The 18,531-nt window shown below is 51.3% G+C and carries 16 protein-coding genes; 7 read left to right on the top strand and 9 right to left on the bottom strand.

Annotated features, from left to right (window positions below; all coding sequences use genetic code 11):
- Positions 1–14 precede the first annotated feature (14 nt).
- The 8 genes from HMPREF1028_RS02165 to HMPREF1028_RS02125 form a co-directional block, all read right to left on the bottom strand.
- Entirely contained in the window at positions 15–995 is a 981-nt protein-coding gene (locus HMPREF1028_RS02165; RefSeq protein WP_009311158.1) for a type IV secretion system protein, read from the bottom strand.
- A 59-nt stretch (positions 996–1,054) separates the two neighbouring features.
- On the bottom strand, positions 1,055–1,261 hold the full coding sequence (locus HMPREF1028_RS02160; RefSeq protein WP_009311157.1) for a hypothetical protein: 207 nt from the start codon (positions 1,259–1,261) through the stop codon (positions 1,055–1,057).
- A 20-nt stretch (positions 1,262–1,281) separates the two neighbouring features.
- Positions 1,282–1,944 carry a type IV secretion system protein gene (locus HMPREF1028_RS02155; protein ID WP_009311156.1) on the bottom strand — a complete coding sequence of 221 codons (663 nt, stop codon included), beginning with the start codon at positions 1,942–1,944 and terminating at the stop codon, positions 1,282–1,284.
- 159 nt (positions 1,945–2,103) lie between these two features.
- Positions 2,104–4,386: a conjugal transfer protein gene (locus HMPREF1028_RS02150; protein WP_009311155.1), complete on the bottom strand. Its 2,283-nt coding sequence runs from the start codon at positions 4,384–4,386 to the stop codon at positions 2,104–2,106.
- A 7-nt stretch (positions 4,387–4,393) separates the two neighbouring features.
- Entirely contained in the window at positions 4,394–4,825 is a 432-nt protein-coding gene (locus tag HMPREF1028_RS02145; RefSeq protein WP_009311154.1) for a VirB3 family type IV secretion system protein, read from the bottom strand.
- A gap of 20 nt (positions 4,826–4,845) precedes the next feature.
- Positions 4,846–5,241: a hypothetical protein gene (locus HMPREF1028_RS02140; protein WP_232203761.1), complete on the bottom strand. Its 396-nt coding sequence runs from the start codon at positions 5,239–5,241 to the stop codon at positions 4,846–4,848.
- Positions 5,231–5,911 (bottom strand): lytic transglycosylase domain-containing protein, encoded by a 681-nt coding sequence (locus HMPREF1028_RS02135; RefSeq protein ID WP_009311152.1) that lies wholly within the window; start codon positions 5,909–5,911, stop codon positions 5,231–5,233. The genes HMPREF1028_RS02140 and HMPREF1028_RS02135 overlap by 11 nt, the downstream gene beginning before the upstream one ends.
- Before the next feature lie 1,093 nt (positions 5,912–7,004).
- The gene (locus HMPREF1028_RS02125; RefSeq protein ID WP_009311149.1) at positions 7,005–7,646 is read right to left on the bottom strand and encodes a TetR/AcrR family transcriptional regulator; all 642 of its coding nucleotides are present in this window, start codon (positions 7,644–7,646) and stop codon (positions 7,005–7,007) included.
- 415 nt (positions 7,647–8,061) lie between these two features.
- On the opposite strand from HMPREF1028_RS02125, the gene HMPREF1028_RS02120 reads away from it, so the two are divergent.
- The 3 genes from HMPREF1028_RS02120 (at position 8,062) to HMPREF1028_RS02105 (ending at position 11,679) form a co-directional block, all read left to right on the top strand.
- Complete coding sequence (locus tag HMPREF1028_RS02120) at positions 8,062–10,107, top strand: TonB-dependent receptor (RefSeq protein ID WP_009311148.1); 2,046 nt, start codon at positions 8,062–8,064, stop codon at positions 10,105–10,107.
- A gap of 316 nt (positions 10,108–10,423) precedes the next feature.
- Positions 10,424–10,822 (top strand): hypothetical protein, encoded by a 399-nt coding sequence (locus tag HMPREF1028_RS02115; protein WP_009311147.1) that lies wholly within the window; start codon positions 10,424–10,426, stop codon positions 10,820–10,822.
- 281 nt (positions 10,823–11,103) lie between these two features.
- Positions 11,104–11,679 (top strand): NAD(P)H-dependent oxidoreductase, encoded by a 576-nt coding sequence (locus tag HMPREF1028_RS02105; protein WP_009311146.1) that lies wholly within the window; start codon positions 11,104–11,106, stop codon positions 11,677–11,679.
- Between the two features lie 15 nt (positions 11,680–11,694).
- On the opposite strand, the gene HMPREF1028_RS02100 is transcribed toward HMPREF1028_RS02105, so the two are convergent.
- Positions 11,695–12,456 carry an SDR family oxidoreductase gene (locus HMPREF1028_RS02100; protein ID WP_009311145.1) on the bottom strand — a complete coding sequence of 254 codons (762 nt, stop codon included), beginning with the start codon at positions 12,454–12,456 and terminating at the stop codon, positions 11,695–11,697.
- Between the two features lie 171 nt (positions 12,457–12,627).
- Here HMPREF1028_RS02100 and HMPREF1028_RS02095 point away from each other — a divergent pair, with 171 nt between their 5' ends.
- The 4 genes from HMPREF1028_RS02095 to HMPREF1028_RS02080 all read left to right on the top strand — a co-directional run bounded on the left by HMPREF1028_RS02095 (position 12,628) and on the right by HMPREF1028_RS02080 (position 18,214).
- Positions 12,628–13,461 carry a methylated-DNA--[protein]-cysteine S-methyltransferase gene (locus HMPREF1028_RS02095; RefSeq protein ID WP_009311144.1) on the top strand — a complete coding sequence of 278 codons (834 nt, stop codon included), beginning with the start codon at positions 12,628–12,630 and terminating at the stop codon, positions 13,459–13,461.
- Complete coding sequence (locus HMPREF1028_RS02090) at positions 13,451–14,077, top strand: alpha-ketoglutarate-dependent dioxygenase AlkB (RefSeq protein WP_009311143.1); 627 nt, start codon at positions 13,451–13,453, stop codon at positions 14,075–14,077. Before HMPREF1028_RS02095 ends, HMPREF1028_RS02090 begins: the two co-directional genes overlap by 11 nt.
- 157 nt (positions 14,078–14,234) lie before the next feature.
- The gene (locus tag HMPREF1028_RS02085; RefSeq protein ID WP_009311142.1) at positions 14,235–15,467 is read left to right on the top strand and encodes an MFS transporter; all 1,233 of its coding nucleotides are present in this window, start codon (positions 14,235–14,237) and stop codon (positions 15,465–15,467) included.
- A 194-nt stretch (positions 15,468–15,661) separates the two neighbouring features.
- Positions 15,662–18,214 (top strand): right-handed parallel beta-helix repeat-containing protein, encoded by a 2,553-nt coding sequence (locus HMPREF1028_RS02080; protein ID WP_009311141.1) that lies wholly within the window; start codon positions 15,662–15,664, stop codon positions 18,212–18,214.
- The last annotated feature ends 317 nt before the right edge of the window (positions 18,215–18,531 follow it).

Raw genomic sequence — 18,531 nt, 5'->3', positions numbered from 1 at the left:
TCCTATCGATTAAATTAAGATGGGCGTTTGTTAGACACCGGGGAGACACCGCCGCCGCTACGGCGATTGGAGGCCGCATTGAGTGTGGCAGCCCCGGCTCGACCTACTAAACGGCCTGCCGTACCTAAACCACTTGCGAGAGACATCATATGACGGGAAGCTCCCGACACAGCCGCACCACCCGTCAAAGCTGAGGCAATACTCGGAATGTTGAAAACGACGACTAGGAAGATGATGGTTTGTAACAAAAACAGCGGTGGTAGTACTTCGGCGGCAGCGTAATCGGCAATACCGCCAGACATGGCCATGTTAATCGCCTTATCAAATGCCGCCATCTGAATTTTAACCAACAGAACAAACATCGTGCAGGTCAGAATATGGTTCAAACACTGGCCGATCCAATTGATCGCGTACTGCCGCGTTGCCGGAAACAACAGGCAGCCGAGAAATACAGGTCCGATCATCAGAACCAAAGCCAAGGAAATTTTAGCGACCATGTAGAAGGCAAAAGACAGCCCGACAACCAATGCTCCACAAATAGTGATAACTAGACCTATCTTGATAACAAGTCCGAAATGTACGGCTATCTCATACCATTGATGTTGATCATGTAGTTCTGATATCTTATCAAGCAAATCCATTAACAATTTCCAACTGGCATCCATTGCCGACGCATCCACTTTGTAGCCGCCGGCAAAGATTCCAGCAATCTCGTCTGGCATTCCGTAAATGATATGGGCCAATTTCATGTAAGTCGCCGGAGCCAACGAGAGCCCGATAATCAACATCCATCCGCAGCATTTTTTGAGAAAATCCACGGCCAGAACATCAAGACTAGAATTGTAATAATCCCAAATGACAAGCAGTACGTAAAAAGAAAAACAGGCGACGAATAGCGGTGTAACCTGCCCGATAAAGTCGCCCGTCTTATCTAACAGGTTCTGCCCCAAATCCGCCCCGAGCGTTTTGGCCACGTCGGCAAAAAAGGTTGACATAAACGTCTCCAATAAGAAAACCACCGTCGAAACGGTGGTTTTAGCTAGTTAATCAGTGTTTATTTTTCAGGACGAGGATATTTCTTATCACAATCAATATTCGTATTGTTAATCCGATTTTGACGGATGCAACTGTTACGTTGTTTATTGATTTCAGATAATTCCCTATCCTTGTTCATCTGTTGATAAAACTTCTCTTCTTCGGACTGACCGCAGGCGGATAATAATAATGCCGCACAAAGCAGCCCCGATAGATGAAGTTTCATTTCAGATGTCCTTTCAGTTGTTAACTACAAGCCGTATTGGAGTTGTTAATCCGATTTTGACGAATACAACTATTGCGAGCCGCACGTTTTTTTACTTGGACTTTCTCATCCAGTGCCATAAACCGTTCCATCATATCCAGTTGAGTTTGGTTTTGCTGGATATAGGCGTTTTCTAAGGCGATACGGTTTTGCAGGTCGGCGGCTGCTTTGGCATCTTGGGTAGTATTTACCCTATCCATCAACGCCTTAATGTTTTGAAAGCGTAGTTCTGAATCCTTGATGGCTTTCAGAGTCAGATCAAAATGTTTGATCAAACGCTCATTATCCGCGTTTTGATTATAGCCTTTGGAACTCAATAGATTGTTAAAGTTCCCACCTTTCGTCTGCATGGCTGCATCATAAACCGATTTCCACTCATCAGGCAGTTGTTCAAGTGCGTCTGTTTTCAGGATATTGCCCAGATTACGGTTGCCGGTCAGGGCTTTGACTTGGTTCTTCAATTCGGTAATTTGCTTGATCTGGTTTTGAATTTGTTGCCCCAGTTGGATGCCCTGTTGTATCGACTGGGCAAGCTGCGCAGGGTCTATCACGGGAATACCACCCGCCATCGTCGGGGCAGAGGTAGCAATCATCAGACCAACGGCAAATGCCACCGCTGTTTTATTGACTTTGTACAGTTTCATCGAAATCTCCTACGAATAATGAGAAACGCCGCATTGTGCGGCGGATGGGTGAGGCCGTCCGTAAACGGCAGGAAAGTAAAAGGCCGTCTGAAAGCAGTTTCAGACGGCCTATGTGTTTATATTTCAGTGAATATTTGCGTTCGGCTTTTCTCCTTCGAACTAAGTGGATGTTTTACCAGATACAGCCTGATAAAGAAGTGGCAGCCAAACATCGGGGTCTTCGCTGCCAGTTTCTTCCATAATGCGGTGCATCAGGGCAACATTTTCTGATGTGCCTGAAAGTACGACCAATTCGTCATGAAAGTCGTGTAAATCAAGAGTGGCGAACGTACTCTGCTTACTTTGCTTAATCAGGAAAATACGGCTTTCAACCGGTAATTTGAGAAGTTCAGCGCATTCTTTATCGGAAAGGCCGCATTTCATGTAAGATTCTTTGCTGCCGTCAGGGTTAGGTAGGAAAATTTTGGTCGGCGTTTGCTGTACGATGGCCGCAAAATTGGGGGAGTTGGCGGCATCTTCCGGTGACTGGGAATCCAAAAGCAAAAACTCACCTGACTTACGGCCGGTTTTCAGTGTTTTAAGCATCAAATCGGCTGTAATATCAAACCGGTCGGCATACCAGAACTCGGCAATGACCGAAGCCATCAAACTGCCTTCATCTGCCACACGATCTGCCATTATTTCCTTCAAATACAGCAGATAAGCCAATACCGGACCTGTCGGCTCGTAATCATCTTTCAAGATACAGGTTACGTCCAGACCGATACGGAAAAACGCTTCCGGATCAAAGCGGTTTGACAGGCTGTCCAAGCACCATGCAAATTCTCCGCCCTCACTGCGGCACCACTTGGAGAGACGCGTACGCAAAGAGTTTGGTGCGGTAGAGTATGGCAAGTTGTCCAGCAGGGTGCTGAAATTACGCAGGTCAAACTCCAGTTCGAAGAGTGTATCGACTGCCAACTTGATTTGCCGTTCCTCCGAAGCGTCTGCGCCGCCGGCACATTGTTTGACCAAGCGGTACAGGAAACTACGGTGTTTCGGCTGATCGGGCAGTTGGAACGGGTTAAAGCCGTTGTCAACGCCTTCTTCGACCGCGTAGTAAGTTCCGCCTAATGCCCGAACGAAGATTTCCATCCCCCTATCTAAATCCAGAACAAACAGATAAGGATCAAACCGCGCCATAAAGGTCAGAATTGCGGTTTCCAGAGCGGTTTTACCCGTACCGGTTGCTCCAGTAATCAAAGTATGTCCCGCAATCCGTTTGCCGCGCATATTAATGTCTTTGCGGCTGTAATGCAGGTTCAGGTTAAACAGGGTGTTTGACAGCGTTTTCAGAGGCATCACCGGTGAACCGTCGCCAATCGGATTGCCCCAGCTTTTACCTTGGGAGTAGTTGTGCATTCCGAATACGGTGGCAAGATTGGTGGTTGTTTTCGGCATCATCCGTGGACGCTGTTTGTAACCCGGAATTTGGCTGAAAAAGGTTGAGGGCATCGAACCGGCTGCATGGACAAAACGGAATCCGTTTGCATTGAGGAACTCCGTCATCGCCGTCGAGCCGTTTTTACGTGCAGCTTTCGGGGTATCACCATATACAACAAGGGAGGCGGAATAATCGCCGAACATGGTGCGCCCCGCAGACAGTTCGCCTTTTCCCAAAGTCAGTTCGTCTTGCTGATCTGTCGCTTCGTCTTTTGCACTTTTCAAGGCGTTACGCTGTTGGTTGATGGCCGACTGCATATCAGCATTTTCCGTATAGATAAAACTTTGCGTCAGCGTAAATTCACACGGAAGTGACAAGACCGGCAGTAAAGTCATAATTTTACTTCGGCCGAAGTCCTTCAAATCATAGCAGGTAGCAAACTTTCGATGTTCCGCACTTCTGATCTCCAGAATATCTGTACCGAAATGCAGGTCGGCAGTAGGGATGACTTTATATGCCGCAGAAGGGGTTAGGGGAATATTTTCCCTTAATCCCCCATTGCAAAGTGTTCCAAAGAATTGATAGACATCTGAAAATACCACCCCGTTCTCGTTTTCATAAACGCCCAACGGTTCGGGATCAAATATGCTTAATCCTTTTACGATCAAATCCAACAACTCCGCCGTTTCTTCAACCCCATCTGAAAAATCATGGTATTTCAAGACGACTGATAAGTAGAACAAATTTTCAAAATAGTCTTTTTGGTTGAATTGTTCGATATAGTGATCTGCAAACTGTCGGCAGAAGTTATTTTTGAAAATATAGTTTCTTTTCAAATCAATTTTCTGCCGTTGGAGCGTCGTCCATATGGCAAGCCGGCTGCCGTACTGCTTGCCAGCGGCATTCAAAACCCTTTTGAGGGTTTCGTTTGCCGCTATCAAGTGCCCGTCATTCACGCCTTCAAACGGAATACCGTCAAATTTAACGGTAAAGCCCAAGTAGCCGTTTTCATAATGCACAATGTGCTCAGCAACGTGCCGACTGACTTTCGGAAAAAAGTTTTGCTGCGGCGGCTGCCTCTTCAGTCTCTTCCTTAATAAATCGGATGTAATCATCGCGGTCTCTTCCAAATTTGGTTGCTGTAATGGTTAGGGTGTCACCGAAAAGATTTGACTTCCTCCGGACGAACCACCAGTAAATTTCCAAACCCAATATACGTAATGCCTGATCATCCCTTTTCATGAGCATCCTCAGGAAATAGATACAGGGCAGGGCCAGCAGGAAAATCCCGAAAGCCTTCAATTCGTAAACAGGCATAAGGAACATGGCGATAGCCATAAATACCACTAAGATAATAAAGCCCGGAATAATAGGAACTCCGGCCAGCATGGCGACACGGGACAGTCCCTCATAAGAACTGTATTCGGTGTCAATATCGATTTCAGGTAATCCGTTCATCCATATTCACCCTGTATCAGTTAGAAGGTGACACTTTTTGCAAGCTTAATAATTCCTGCTGCCAAAGCCGGTCCGCATCCGAACAGAAAAATCCAACCGCAAACCCGGATAATGTCGCCAATCGTTTTTTCTTGGAAATAACCGCCAACAGCAACTACAACAATTGCCACACCTGCTAATACCGCCAAAATGTTGTACCACTCTTGAAACCATTGTTTGACCCCACTCTCTCCGGTTGTCAGGCCGCCGGCGGCCAAGGCTGTCTGAATACCCCCCAACATTGCACAAAACAAAACCGCTTTTACCCATTGACGGGTGTTTTCACTCACATATTTCATTTTTGAAGCTCCAAAAAAAAAGACCGCCAATATGGCGGATACAAAAAAACGACCATAAGGTCGTGTATTAAAAATCACCGAAAACATCCCAAGACTTAGGTTCTGGTTTTTGTAGAACAACTTGTTGATGAATTCCTCTTTCAATTCGGACAGGTGTATCAGAGAAATTGGTTGATTCTGAGAATACTGCCTTTCTGTATGGCGAATCCGAAGTTTTCTTATTGGCAACCGTTACCGGAACAGGTTGTATTGCAGCAGGATTTTTCCCACTTAAACGTGCGTAACGCGCTTTGACGTTACGGACATAACTTTGAGTTTCCTGATAAGGCGGAATGCCACCATATTTCCGAACCGCCCCTTCGCCGGCGTTGTAGCCGGCAAGCACTAAGTCAAGATTACAGCCGTGAATACTGGATCTATCAGGAAAATGGTTACATAAAAAACGCAGGTAACGAGTACCTGCGATGATGTTTTGTTCCGGATCGTAAAGGTATTTTGGGTTTACCCCCATCCGTGCTGCCGTCCCAGGAATAACCTGCAAAAGGCCTCGCGCATCTTTGTTAGACAGGGCATAACGGTTACCACTACTTTCACGTCCCATAACTGCCCAAACCAAATTCTTGTCTAGCCTTTGGGCAGCGGAATGTTTTTCAACCAAAGCCTCATATTGCGGGTATGGGGCAGCGGCAAACGCCGATGAATGGCAGATAACAAAGAGCGAGGCAGTTAGTTTCAACATTTTTTTCATATTTTTTTCACATCCCATTTCTCAGCAGGGGATACCTGCCAGTCATTTACATAACGGATACGACCGCCCTCAATTGAGTGATACCGTGTTCCAAAAACATACACCTTCAGACGACCGTCAGACATGGTTTTCAATACATTGCAGTACATCAAGTAATCAATCCGAGACCGGCTATTTAATGAATGCGTACATTTTAAAAAATGCGAACCGTTCCAATCTTTGGGCTGTTCATTGTGGATTGTTCTGTTAATCCGAATTATCTGATTAAGGGACATCTTGCACACTCCTACTATATAAAAATGCCGCCTTTTAAGGCAGCATTACATAAGTTTCTTATAAGTAATCTTAATTATCTGTTTTTGAAGAAATAGCTTTGTCGTTAATGATCATATTATTCATTACAATGACTTGGTCCATAAGGTTAATCTGAACCTTTAACATATGAATTTCCATTTGTTGCTGTAACAACATATTTTCTTGTTTGGTAATATTTTCATGCTGAATGACAATTACAACTGTGTTAGTTATAAAAACTATCAATAGGAATAATAATTTGAATATTTTCATTGGCTACAATATTTCCATTTTGAAAAGAAAAAACGAAAATCTAAGCAAACTGAAAGTTAGAATGCTTGGATTTTCGTTCTTTGGGGTGTGTCCATTTTGTGACTGAAACACATTGAAATAAATAGTATGTGATGGTATGTGCAGACTTCACTTCTATTTAAAAACAATGGGTTAGTTTTTGTATTTAAGTCTCATAATCCCTTGGTCGTGGGTTCGAACCCCACCGGACCCACCAATCAAATCAATGCCTTGCGTAAGCAAGGTATTTTTTCATGTCGCAACTGTGTCCAATTTGTGTCTTAATATAGTCGATTCCGTCCAATACCACAACATGTGCTTGCAGATGTTCCGCCGACAAATTCGCTAAATCATTCCCTGCCTGATTTGCCTGCATCAGGGCAAACCCATGCAGCTCCTAGTGCCAATCTAGTGCACCTAATCAAAACGTCGTCTGAAAATCGAAATTCGTTTTCAGACGACGTTTTATGAGAAATGCAGCGAATCCCTTTCACCTTCTCCAAAAAACTCAATCTCCTCCCTCGTTCCTTCCCTCTTCTCCCGCCAAGCCGTGCAGCAACAACCCCAATACGTCCTGCGGCAGCTTTTGCGGCGAAGCGGCATAAAGCGCGGCCAGTTGCGGATGGCGCATCAATATATCCGCCTGACGGATGAACAGGTCGATGAGTTCCACCGGCAAATCGGGCTGAATCAGGCGGCGTTGTTGCAGGGTGTGAAAGAAGCCGCGCATAAAGGCGTATTTTTCTTCGTTCAATTCGTGGAAAAACCGCTCCAGTTCCAAATCGGTATTCTCTTCGATGTCGCGCAGGAAGGCGGCGGAATAAAGCTCGTCGAACGACCGCCGTTGCAGAGCAAAAACGGCTTCGGCGGCTTCGCGCAGGCTGCATTGCCGTGCAAGCAGATTTTCAAATTCGGCACGGACGCGGTTTTTCTGTTCGGTAACGATTTCCTGTAAGAGCGCGTTTTTACCGCTGTAATATTTGTAAAAGGTAACGCGGCTGACGGCGGCCTCGGCGCAGATTCCACCCACGGATACGGCGGAAAAGCCGTGTTCGCGGAACAGGCGGCGGGCGGTGTCGGCGATGGTTTGTTGTTTGCTGGCAGTCATAACGGTAGGAAGGTTTTGATTTTGTTCATAAAGGAGGTTCATTAAAGTTATCCGCAAGTCGGATACTTATCATATTTCCTCACGGTGGCAATGGCAATACGGGCGGTGTTTCAGACGACCTCTTACCGCAACGGCAACCTTGTCCCTCCGATCCATCCTACGGATGAGGGCTGTCGGATGCTTAGCAAGCCAAATTCATAAAGGCCGCAGAATCGCCCTCCCCAACCTTCTCCTGCCGAACGGGAGAGGGAATTGTTTTAAGATGATTTGCTAAGTAAAAGGGGGGAAGTAAAGTGAATGATAAACACTTGCATTCCTGTTTTTTGTTTCTTATACTTTACATTAATGGTTTGTTTTATGTAAATGTGTAAACAACAAATATTTGCATACTGACGGAGCGGTTGGATTGCCTGATGTTCAATCCGCTCCGACGTATGTCGTCTGAAAGGATAAGGAAATGCAGAAACCTACCCTCCGCCGCCTGCCGCTGCTGCTTGCCGCCGCCTTTGCCTCCGAATGGATTTATGCCGCCGATGCGGCGCAAGACGCGGAACAAGTGCAGTTGGAAGAAGTCGTCGTAACCGGCGAACGCACCAACCGCAGCGGCTTTGAAACCGCCACGTCCAACCGCGTTTTTACCACGCCGAACATCGACCGCAGCGACCACAACCTTTCCGCAACCGACCTGCTCAAACAAACCGTGAACACGGTGGACTTGGGCAGCGGCAACGATTTGCCGACCGTGCGCGGCGTGGACGGCTCGGGACCCGCCGTCGGTGCGGTGGCGTTTTTCGCGGGCACGCGGCCGCGCCTGAACCTGTCCATAGACGGCCGCTCCGCCACTTACAACGAATTCGCCTTTGGTACGCAGTCGTTGTGGGACATGCAGCAGGTGGAAGTCTTGCGCGGGCCGCAAAGCCATGTGCGCGGGCAGAACGCGGTGGCGGGCGCGGTGGTGATGCGCTCCAAAGACCCGACCGACGAATGGGAAGGCGCGCTGCGCTTGGGTTTGGGCAACCAGAAAACGCGCAACATCGCCGGCGTAGTGTCCGGCCCGATTGTGAAAAACAACCTTGCCTTCAGATTGAGCGCGGAGCGGCAGCAGCGTGAAAGTTACGAGCCGTTCGTGTCCTATGAGCCGACCGGCAACCCGCGCCGCGTGGAAAACACCAACGTGCGCTTCAAACTCCTGCTCACGCCCGAAAACCATCCCGATTTTTACAGCCGCCTGACGCTGAACCACATCCGTTCGCGCGCGCCGCAAAACGAAATCATGGGCAACACCGCCAGCCGCCGTTTTTTAAAAGAAAAGCCCGTGTTCGTAACCGGCTCGACATCGGGCATCTGGGACGTATCGTGGCAGCTTAACGACTATCTGAAACTGGAAAACAAACTGGTTTACGGCCGCTACCACAACGAGCGGCTGCACCTGCCGATGACCGTCAGCCCGCAAGGCGTGCCCGCCGAACTCAAAGGCCGCGAACTGCAATGGGAGCCGGTATTGCATTTTTCAAACAAAGGCCGTCTGAAAGGCCTTGCCGGACTGCACTACTTCCGCAGCAAACAAGACGAATGGGTGGACATCCGCAGCGTCGGCGGCCGCAATACCTTTGACGACCGCAACAGCGTGCGCGCCCTGTTTGCCGAAACCACATACAGCCCCAGCGAAAAATGGGACATTACTGCCGCCGCCCGCCTTGAAAAAGAAACGCACAAACGAAGCGGCGGCAGCGGCGCACTGCACCTTGATTTAGACAAAGGCCAGACCGTCTTCCTGCCCAAAATCGACATCGCCTTCAAACCCACCGACCAATGGGTCAGCGGCATCAAAGCTGCACGCGGCTACAACCCCGGCGGCGCGGGCATCACCTTCGGCCGTCCCGTCGTAACCTACACTTATGAGCCCGAATATGTGAACAACTACGAGTGGTACACCCGCTGGCGCAGCGCAGACCGCCGCCTGCAACTCTCCGGCAACCTGTTCCTGAACCACTACCGCGACATGCAGCTCCCCTTCTATCTCGGCACCAACTCCGTCGTCATCCGCAATGCCAAAAAAGTCCACACCTACGGCGCAGAACTCGCCGCCGACTGGCAGGCGACCGACAGCCTGAAACTCACCACCGGACTGGGGCTGCTCAACACCAAAATCAAAAGCTATCCCGACAGCGGCATCGAAGGCAACAAACTCGGCCGCGCGCCAAAATACACCGCCAACATCGGCGTGAAATACCTGAACGACAAAGGCTGGGAAGCCGGCGGCGACGTGCGCTTCTACGGCGGTTACTACTCCGCCGCCGACAATGCGGAATCAGGCAAAATCGGCGCATACAACCAAGTCAACCTCTACACCGCCTACAACTTCAAACAAGGCCGCATCTCGCTCTACGCCGACAACGTGTTCAACCGCCGCCGCCCCATATTCATTTCCAGCGCCGACCGCCAAGACGCACTCTACCAACGCCCCAGAAGCGTGGGCGTGAGCGCGGAATGGAAGTTTTAGACGAAGCTGAAATGATGGAGGTCGTCTGAAAAAAACGTAGATCGGGCATCAATGCCCTACCTACGGTTACTGGAATAACGAAGGTCGTCTGAAACGGCCGTAACAACCGATTATCGTCATTAGCTTACGCAAGTCCGCTTCGCTACCCCCGCGCAGGCGGGAATCCAGAATGGAGACTCGAAGACACTTCTTTATCCGATAAGTTTCTGTGCGGATGGGTCTGGATTCCCGCATGCGCGGGAATGACGGCACAAGAAGTCTAATCATCAACAATATCCAACCTGCGCCCAACCCCAAAAACACCCAAAGGAACCCCATGCACTACTTCACCCCCGCCAAAACCCTGCCCGAAGGCACCATCTACCTGACCGACCTGACCCACGTCGCCGACTTCGCCGACTGGCTGGCCGAATTCGAAACCCTGTTAAACCAAAACCGCCGCTTCGCCACCGTCTGCACCCCCATGCGGCGGCAGGTGAGCGACGAACAGCGCATTGCCGACCGTAAAACCTACATCGAATGGATAAAGGCACACCGGCCGCAACTCGCCGAACGCTGCGCCGCCATGCTCCTCATCGAACCCGACGCGGCGCAACTGCAATTCTTCCGCGAACAATCTTCCAAACTCGCCCCCGCGCTGGGCGTGAACTACATCGTCGAAGCCGACGAGCAAACCGCCCTGCTGCGGGCGGAAGAAGCGTTGAAGGTCGTCTGAAAACAGAATCCATACTCCGGCAGCGGCTTTATAGTGGATTAACTTTAAATCAGGACAAGGCGACGAAGCCGCAGACAGTGCAGATAGTACGGAACCGATTCACTTGGTGCTTCAGCACCTTAGAGAATCGTTCTCTTTGAGCTAAGGCGAGGCAACGCCGTACTGGTTTAAAGTTAATCCACTATATCATTCAGCCTTGCCTGCCCGATACGGATTTGAGCAAACCGACATTCTTTTGATAGCATGGGAAAACTCGGCAACTGACTTTCAGGAGTACAAAAATGTCATTTACCACAATCATTTATGCCCACCCGTACGATCAAAGCTTCAATCACGGCATTTTGCGGCGTGTGCAGCAACTGTTGGACGAAAAAGGCGAAAAATACCAACTGATCGACTTATACGCAGACGGTTTCAATCCCGCCTACACCAAAGAAGAGCTTGCCCTGTTCAACCAAGGCAAAGCCCTTGACCCGCTGGTTTCGCATTATCAGGAACTCTTGAAAACCACCAACCGCCTGATTTTCATCTTTCCGATCTGGTGGGCGGATATGCCCGCCATCGTCAAAGGATTTGAAGACAAAGTTTTTCTGAAAACATTCGCCTACGTCCCGACTGCCACAGGCTTGAAAGGCAACCTATCCCACATCAAAGAAGCACTGGTCATCAGCACGTCTACCGCCCCCACATGGTATCTGAAATGGTTTGGCGGCAACGGCATCGGCAAAGCGATGGTGGGACACACGCTCAAAGGCATCGGTATCGCCAAACGCCGTTGGCTCAACTTCGGCAATATGGACAAATCCGCCGCTGAACAGCGGCAGGCGTTTTTGGCAGATTTGAGCCGAAGCGTTTAATCTTCAGACGGTCTATTACTTCACCGCCGAATTTCCGCCGTCCGCAAACAACGCCGTACCCGTTACAAAACTGCCCATCGGGCTGACGAGGAACAAAATCGCGGCGGCGATTTCTTCGGGTCGGGCGATGCGTTTGACCGCATGCAACCCTTCCGCCCATGCCCGCTGCTGCGGGTCGGTAGTCATCATTTCCGTATCCGTACCGCCGGGAAGCAGGGCATTGGCGCGGATACCTTGGGCGGCATAATCGGCGGTGATGCCTTTTGCCAGAGCAGCAAGTGCGGCTTTGGCACAGCCGTAGGCGGTTTTGTTCGGCAGGGCACAACTGGTGCCGACAAAGCTGGATGTGAACACAATCGATCCACCGCCGCGTGCGAGCATAGCGGGAATTTGGCTGCGCGCGCCCAGAAAGGCAGCGGTTAGGTTACCGTCCAACGTATCGCGCCATTCGTCGGGCGAGATGTCGGCCAAAGGTTTGTATGCACTGATAATGCCTGCATTGTTGACGGCAATATCTAGGCCACCGAACTCTCGTTCTGCCGCGCGGACGACGGCTTCGTGCGTTTCAGGCAGCGCCGCGTCGCCTGCCACGGCAACAGCCCGTCCGCCGCGCGAGCGAATCAGGGCTGCGGTTTCCTCCAGTTTGTCGGCACGGCGGGCGCATAAGACAACGTTTGCGCCGTGCTCCGCCAACAGCAGTGCAACCGCGCGACCGATACCCGACGACGCGCCGATAACGGCGGCGGTTTTATTGTTCAAATTCAATAAGCTTGACATAACGTTCCTTACATATGCGGTTAAAGACGATGCAAGTTTAAGGAAGCCGCGATATAAAGACGACCCGATTATTGATGAATTTCAGACAGACAAACAATCTTTCCATCAATAATCGGGTCGTTTCTTGTCGACTTTCAGGCTATCCTATCCCATACAACGACAGGATAATTTATGAACTTAAATCAAACCCGCCAATTCCTCCGTATTGCCCGCGCCATCGAATACCTTTACGACCATGCCGCCGAGCAGCCCGATTTGGCTCAGGTGGCGGCAGTGGTTCATGTCAGCCCCGAACATTTGCAGCGTGAATTTTCCGCATGGGCGGGCATCAGCCCGAAAAAAATGCTGCAACACATCAGCATCAACCGCGCCAAGGCCGCCCTGAAAAATAGCGAAAGCGTGGCGGAAGCGGCGCACAGCGGCGGACTGAGCGGCACGGGGCGGCTGCACGACTTATTTGTCGGCATCGAAAAAATGACCCCGGGTGAATACAAAAACGGCGGAGCAGGCCTACAAATCAATTACAGCCTGATTCCCGGCCCCTTCGGCGACCTGTTGGCAGCAGCAACAGACAAAGGCATCTGCTTCATGCGTTTTTCAGACGACCCCTCCGCTGCCCTGGACGAATTGCGCACCGAGTATCCGAACGCCTGCCTCATCGGGCAGGAAACCGCATTCCACCGCCAGGTCGCTGACATCTTCCGCACCCGGCACGGCCGCGTTACCCTGCACATCAAAGGCACACCCTTCCAGCTCAAAGTGTGGCAGGCCTTGCTCGATATTCCCGCAGGCAGCCTGCAAAGCTACGGCACGGTGGCGCAGCGCATAGGCTCACCCAACGCCGCGCGAGCCGTTGGGACGGCCATCGGGCAGAATCCCGTTGCATTACTCATCCCCTGCCACCGCGTCATCCGCGAAAGCGGCATCATCGGCGGCTACCGCTGGCAACGCGGGCGAAAAATCGCCATTTTGGCGCAAGAATTGGGAGACACTGATGACGCTTGACCTCTTCCCAAAAACCGCCAACCCGCACGTCAACCTTCTGCCCTACGACGGCATCGTCAGCGATTTCGGACGGATTTTCACCGCCGCCGAAGCCGACCGTTATTTTGAAATTTTGCAGCGCGATATTCCCTGGCGGCACGACGAAGCCGTGATATACGGCAAGCACATCATCACCGCCCGCGAAGTCGCGTGGTACGGCGACACGTCCTACAACTACGGTTATTCCGGCGCAAACCGCATCGCCCTGCCGTGGAGCGGCGTCTTGCCCGAGCTCAAAAACCGCGTGGAAGCCGCCATCACCGACATCTGCCCCACCCGCTTCAACTCCTGCCTGCTCAACCGCTACAACAACGGCAACGAAGGCATGGCGTGGCACAGCGACGAAGGGCAAGGGCTAGTCAAAGACAGTGCCATCGCCTCCCTCAGCCTCGGCGCAACGCGCAAATTTGCCTTCAAACACAAAGAAAGCAAGGAAAAACGCGAAATGTGGCTGGAACACGGACAGCTCATTTTGATGCACGGCGAAACGCAGAAACACTGGCTGCACACCATCCTGAAAAGCACCCGCATCCAAAAGCCGCGGATTAATCTGACGTTTCGGGTGATGAAAGGATAAAAAGGGGCTGCTTTTTTCCATTTCAGACAGCCCCCGAAAGTCGTCTGAAAAACTGCTTGAAAATGTAAAACAGAAAAGCCGTAGGTCGTCTGAAACGTTTTTCAGACGACCTACCGCACCCACATCATTCCCGTACACTCGCAATAGGGAGCCATCCATGTCCCAACAAACCCCGACATCCCCCGCCCCGCGCGACTGGCTGCTGCTTATCTGCGGCAGCACCTACAAATTCACGCTGACCGGTTTTTATCTGGTCGCGCTGGTCGCTATTTTGAAAAACCACGGTTACAGCCTGAACCAATTGAGCTGGATACATTTAATCGGCGGTATCGAAGCGGCAAAAGTGTTGTTTGCCACGCTGATGGAGCGGCGGCCGGCGGGGCGGTTCGGGCGGTTTCGCGGCTGGCTGCTGGCGGCGACGCTGGGGCTTTCGGCGGTGTTCGGGCTGATGGCCTGCACCGACATAACGCAGAACTTCCCGCTGCTTTTGATCTGCTGCGTACTGCTCTCGGCGATGTCGGCGGTGTACGGCTGCGCGATGCTGGGCTTGTCGTGCATCGTCCTGCCGCACCGCGAACGCGGTTTCGGCGGCGTGATTCAGACGATGGCGGCGCGCGGTGGCAAGATGATCGGCGGCGCGCTGGTGTTGTGGCTGTATCAGGAATATGGACAGACGGCAGCGGCGGGCTTTATGCTGGCGTTCAGCCTGCTGATGTTGCTGCAACTCTTGTGCTACCGCGAGCCGGAAAGTCCGACGGCGCAAGGCGGTTTGACGGCGTTGGCGACGCGGCTGGTCTCCTTTTGGCGGCAGCCTGAAACGGGCTGGCGGTGGCTGGTTTTGCTGTTTGCCGTTGCCGCGCCGTATGCGTTTGCTGCGGCGACTTTTGTGCCCAAGCTGGCGGATCTGGACTTCACCCCGAAGGAGACGGGCGGGATTCTGGCGGTGGGTATTCCTGTTGCCTGCCTGATTGTGACGCCGCTGTCGGGCTGGTTTTCGCGCAATTATCCGCGCCGCAAACTCGTTTTCCTGCTCTACGCGCTGCAACTGCCGCTTTTGGCATCCATGACCGCCATCGACGCGCTCGCCCGCGTCCACCCTTGGCTGCCGCCCGCGCAAATCATCGCCCTGAGCCTGAGCTACACGCTGCTGCTGCCAGTGATACTGGCGTTGGTGATGGACAAATCCGACCGCGCCACCGCCGCACTCGACAGCAGCCTGCAATTTTCCGTGGTTCTGCTCGGCAGTTACGCGGCCGGTTTCGCCGCCCTGCGGCTGGCAAAGTCGGTCGGCTATGCCGATGCGTACTGGGCGGCGGTGGGCCTTGCCGTATTGGCGGGCGGGCTGCTGTATGCATGCAAAAGCCTGTTTGATTCAGACGAGCTGTCATGAAAGCCCTGTACCTTCGTATTTGAAGTGCAACGGTTTCCCGAATAAAAACAGAACACATCATCTACAACCCTTCTGAGCGATCCCCACTTTCAGACGACGTTTCCTTTTAAATCGACATAGAACTTTTCAGCGGTTGCATTGCCTATTATGTTTTACCGTTCAAAATGACAGACCATTTCAAAAGGAACATATTAATGTCAGAAACTGTTACCTACGATCCCTCCCGCTACGGTGCCAAAGCCGCATACACGACTTATGAAGCCGACCAGGGTACACTCTCAGCAGGTGCAACAGTCAAAAAAGCCGCTTCCATACACTCCACTGCCCACGAAGCCAGCAAACAGTCTTACGTTGACCTGCCGGTCAATGCCGCCGTTTCGTTTACAGCAAAGGCGGATGCGGATGCCGCCACCCTCCGCTATACCGTTCCCGACGGGGCAACCGGCAAAGTTGAAATCCAAGTAAACGGCAAACCCGTAGCTAACCTTGATTTATCATCAAAACACAACTGGCAGTATTTGGAAAATTATGAGCACCACAAAGGCGAAGACATCAAAATCCACGATACGCTTGCTGCCGACCGTGTCGCCCGCTTCCAGTTCGACGAAGCGGGTACGCTGTTGAAAAATACATCCATCCAAAGCGGCGACACCGTGACCATCGTCAACAAATCAGGCAACACCCCGGTCGGTATCGACTTCGTTGAATTGGAAAAAGCCCCTGCCGCGATCAAACAGCCTGCAAACAGCGTCAGCATTACCGATTTCGGCGCAAAAGCAAACGACGGAATCGATGATTCGAAAGCCCTGACGGAGGCAATCGAATCGGCAAAAACCTCCGGAAAATCCGTTTACATTCCCGAAGGGCAGTTTGATTTCGACCACCAGCTCCACATCTATGCCCCTAAAGGAATCAGCATCGGCGGTGCCGGCAGGTGGCATACCAAACTGCATTTCACGAGCGAGGAACCGCCCGTTTTTGAAAACGGCACAGTGAAAAAAGGCGGCGGCATCGTGTTTGAACACGGCAGCAACAATATTGATTTCGGCAATCTGTCGATGGATTCAAATTTAGCATCCCGTTTCCACCAACAAGCCAACTACAAAGGCATTTCCGGCACTTTGGGCAAAGGCTCGTCCATCCACGACATCGCCATTGAGCATTTTGAAGTAGGCATCTGGACCGGCGATTACGCCAAAGTGGACAATGAACACCCACTGCACTACACAGACGGACTGACCGTCTCCAACGCCCTCATCCGGAACAATCTCGCAGACGGCATTAATTTTGCGCAGGGAACCAGCCATTCGACCGTCATCAATTCCAACATCCGAGGCAATGGCGACGACGGTCTGGCGACATGGTCGAGCATTGCAGACCAAACAGAATCCAAAGTAGCCGAAAACAACCGTTTCCTAAACAACACCGTTGAACTCGGCTGGCGCGCGGCAGGTATCGGCATCTTCGGCGGCGCCGGACATGAAGTAGCCGGCAACCTGATTCGCGACAATGCCGCATGGTCGGGCATACGCCTCAACACCGTTTTCCAAGGACACAATTTTGATCTGAACAAAAAAGGTATTTCGGTTCGGGACAATCTGTTAATCGGCAATGGCACCCGAACCGACACATACGGACGCGAAAAAGGTTCTATCGACTTTGAAGAAGAGCATGGCGCAATCAAAAACGTCAAAGTCGAAAACAACATCATCGCCGACAACCTGTCCGATACAGCCATTACTCAGACATTGCCGATTTCAAACGGCAAAGGCATCGCCCTATCCGGCAACAACATCATCGGAAATGCGGCGGTTTCTGCCCCGTCCGCCGTTGATCAACCGGAAAAAGTTACCTCCATTACCCGTCAGGAACTCAGCAATATTCCCGATCAAAATTACTATTACGCCAACGAAGCCGCCGGCTTCAAATCCGTCAGCGTGACCTATATTACAGGCACGGCAGGCAACGACAGCATCAAAGGCACAGACGGCATAGACCATATTGACGGCAAAAGCGGCGATGACAGCATTTATGCCGGCGGCGGCAACGATACCGTATTCGTCAGCGGTGGAACCAACTTCATCAGTGGCGGCGATGGCGACGATATCGTCCGAGGCGACGACGGCAGAGATACCGTCAATGGAGATTCGGGAAACGATGTGATTTTCGGCAACGGCGGAGACGACCATCTCAATGGCGGGGCGGGCAATGATACGTTGTTCGGCGGCGAAAACAACGATGTCTTTTATGGCGAGTCGGGCAAAGACGTACTGTATGGCGGCTCCGGCGACGACCTACTGTTTGGCGGCTTGGATGACGATATCCTGTATGGCGGCGCAGGGAATGATACCTATGTCTTCTGCTTCGGAGAGGGACACGACACCATTTCCGACAATCACGGCAACAACGCCCTCCAATTCGGACAAGGCATCGCCGTCAAAGATTTGCATATCAATGCAAGCACCAACGCAAGCGGGGCAATCGATTGGGAAATCACCATTGCCAACTCAGGCGGCAAAATCACCATCGACAACCAATATCTCAAAGGCAGCAACACTGCTTCTGTCGGAGAATTCCGATTGGACGAAGGGACATTTACCGTAGAAACCCTGCTGGACAAACTGTCGGCAAGCGGTCAAACCGGCAGGTTTGAAACGGTCAACAGCGGGGTCGGCAGCTTTAGCTACACCGCCGATACGGAAAACGTACAGCACTACGATGCCGTAACGCAACCGACAATTTTATAGCGGCCTGATGGAAATTTAGGAGGCGTGTGGTTTGATCCTGAATTCCACACCCTCGCAGGATATCAGGCTGATGTAACTGTATGCCGAAGTCAGGCTGAAATGTTCACGCTGTCCGCACAAACAAGAGGTCGTCTGAACCGGTTTTCAGACGACCTCTCTCAATTTTTGGCACAAAATATCTTTTTTTACACATTTTAATTTAAATCATTTCTCAAATCATAGCCATTTAAAAAATTCACGCCAAAAGCTTATCGTTCTACGCACCATCCATGCGTTATTTTCCGCCGCGTCCGCCATCCAGTATTATCCCCGACTAC

Source organism: Neisseria sp. GT4A_CT1 (assembly GCF_000227275.1).
Classification (GTDB): domain Bacteria; phylum Pseudomonadota; class Gammaproteobacteria; order Burkholderiales; family Neisseriaceae; genus Neisseria.
The sequence above is the reverse complement of the archived record's forward strand: the minus strand, read 5'-3'. Positions and strand labels throughout refer to the sequence as shown.

Excerpts from the sequence above, each read along its gene's own strand:
- HMPREF1028_RS02105 (WP_009311146.1), top strand. The coding sequence starts at position 11,104 with ATGTCATTTACCACAATCATTTATGCCCACCCGTACGATCAAAGCTTC.
- HMPREF1028_RS02125 (WP_009311149.1), bottom strand. The coding sequence starts at position 7,646 with ATGAACCTCCTTTATGAACAAAATCAAAACCTTCCTACCGTTATGACT.
- HMPREF1028_RS02085 (WP_009311142.1), top strand. The coding sequence starts at position 14,235 with ATGTCCCAACAAACCCCGACATCCCCCGCCCCGCGCGACTGGCTGCTG.
- HMPREF1028_RS02095 (WP_009311144.1), top strand. The coding sequence starts at position 12,628 with ATGAACTTAAATCAAACCCGCCAATTCCTCCGTATTGCCCGCGCCATC.
- HMPREF1028_RS02165 (WP_009311158.1), bottom strand. The coding sequence starts at position 995 with ATGTCAACCTTTTTTGCCGACGTGGCCAAAACGCTCGGGGCGGATTTG.
- HMPREF1028_RS02100 (WP_009311145.1), bottom strand. The coding sequence starts at position 12,456 with ATGTCAAGCTTATTGAATTTGAACAATAAAACCGCCGCCGTTATCGGC.
- HMPREF1028_RS02160 (WP_009311157.1), bottom strand. The coding sequence starts at position 1,261 with ATGAAACTTCATCTATCGGGGCTGCTTTGTGCGGCATTATTATTATCC.
- HMPREF1028_RS02115 (WP_009311147.1), top strand. The coding sequence starts at position 10,424 with ATGCACTACTTCACCCCCGCCAAAACCCTGCCCGAAGGCACCATCTAC.
- HMPREF1028_RS02080 (WP_009311141.1), top strand. The coding sequence starts at position 15,662 with ATGTCAGAAACTGTTACCTACGATCCCTCCCGCTACGGTGCCAAAGCC.
- HMPREF1028_RS02155 (WP_009311156.1), bottom strand. The coding sequence starts at position 1,944 with ATGAAACTGTACAAAGTCAATAAAACAGCGGTGGCATTTGCCGTTGGT.
- HMPREF1028_RS02090 (WP_009311143.1), top strand. The coding sequence starts at position 13,451 with ATGACGCTTGACCTCTTCCCAAAAACCGCCAACCCGCACGTCAACCTT.
- HMPREF1028_RS02120 (WP_009311148.1), top strand. The coding sequence starts at position 8,062 with ATGCAGAAACCTACCCTCCGCCGCCTGCCGCTGCTGCTTGCCGCCGCC.
- HMPREF1028_RS02135 (WP_009311152.1), bottom strand. The coding sequence starts at position 5,911 with ATGAAAAAAATGTTGAAACTAACTGCCTCGCTCTTTGTTATCTGCCAT.
- HMPREF1028_RS02145 (WP_009311154.1), bottom strand. The coding sequence starts at position 4,825 with ATGAACGGATTACCTGAAATCGATATTGACACCGAATACAGTTCTTAT.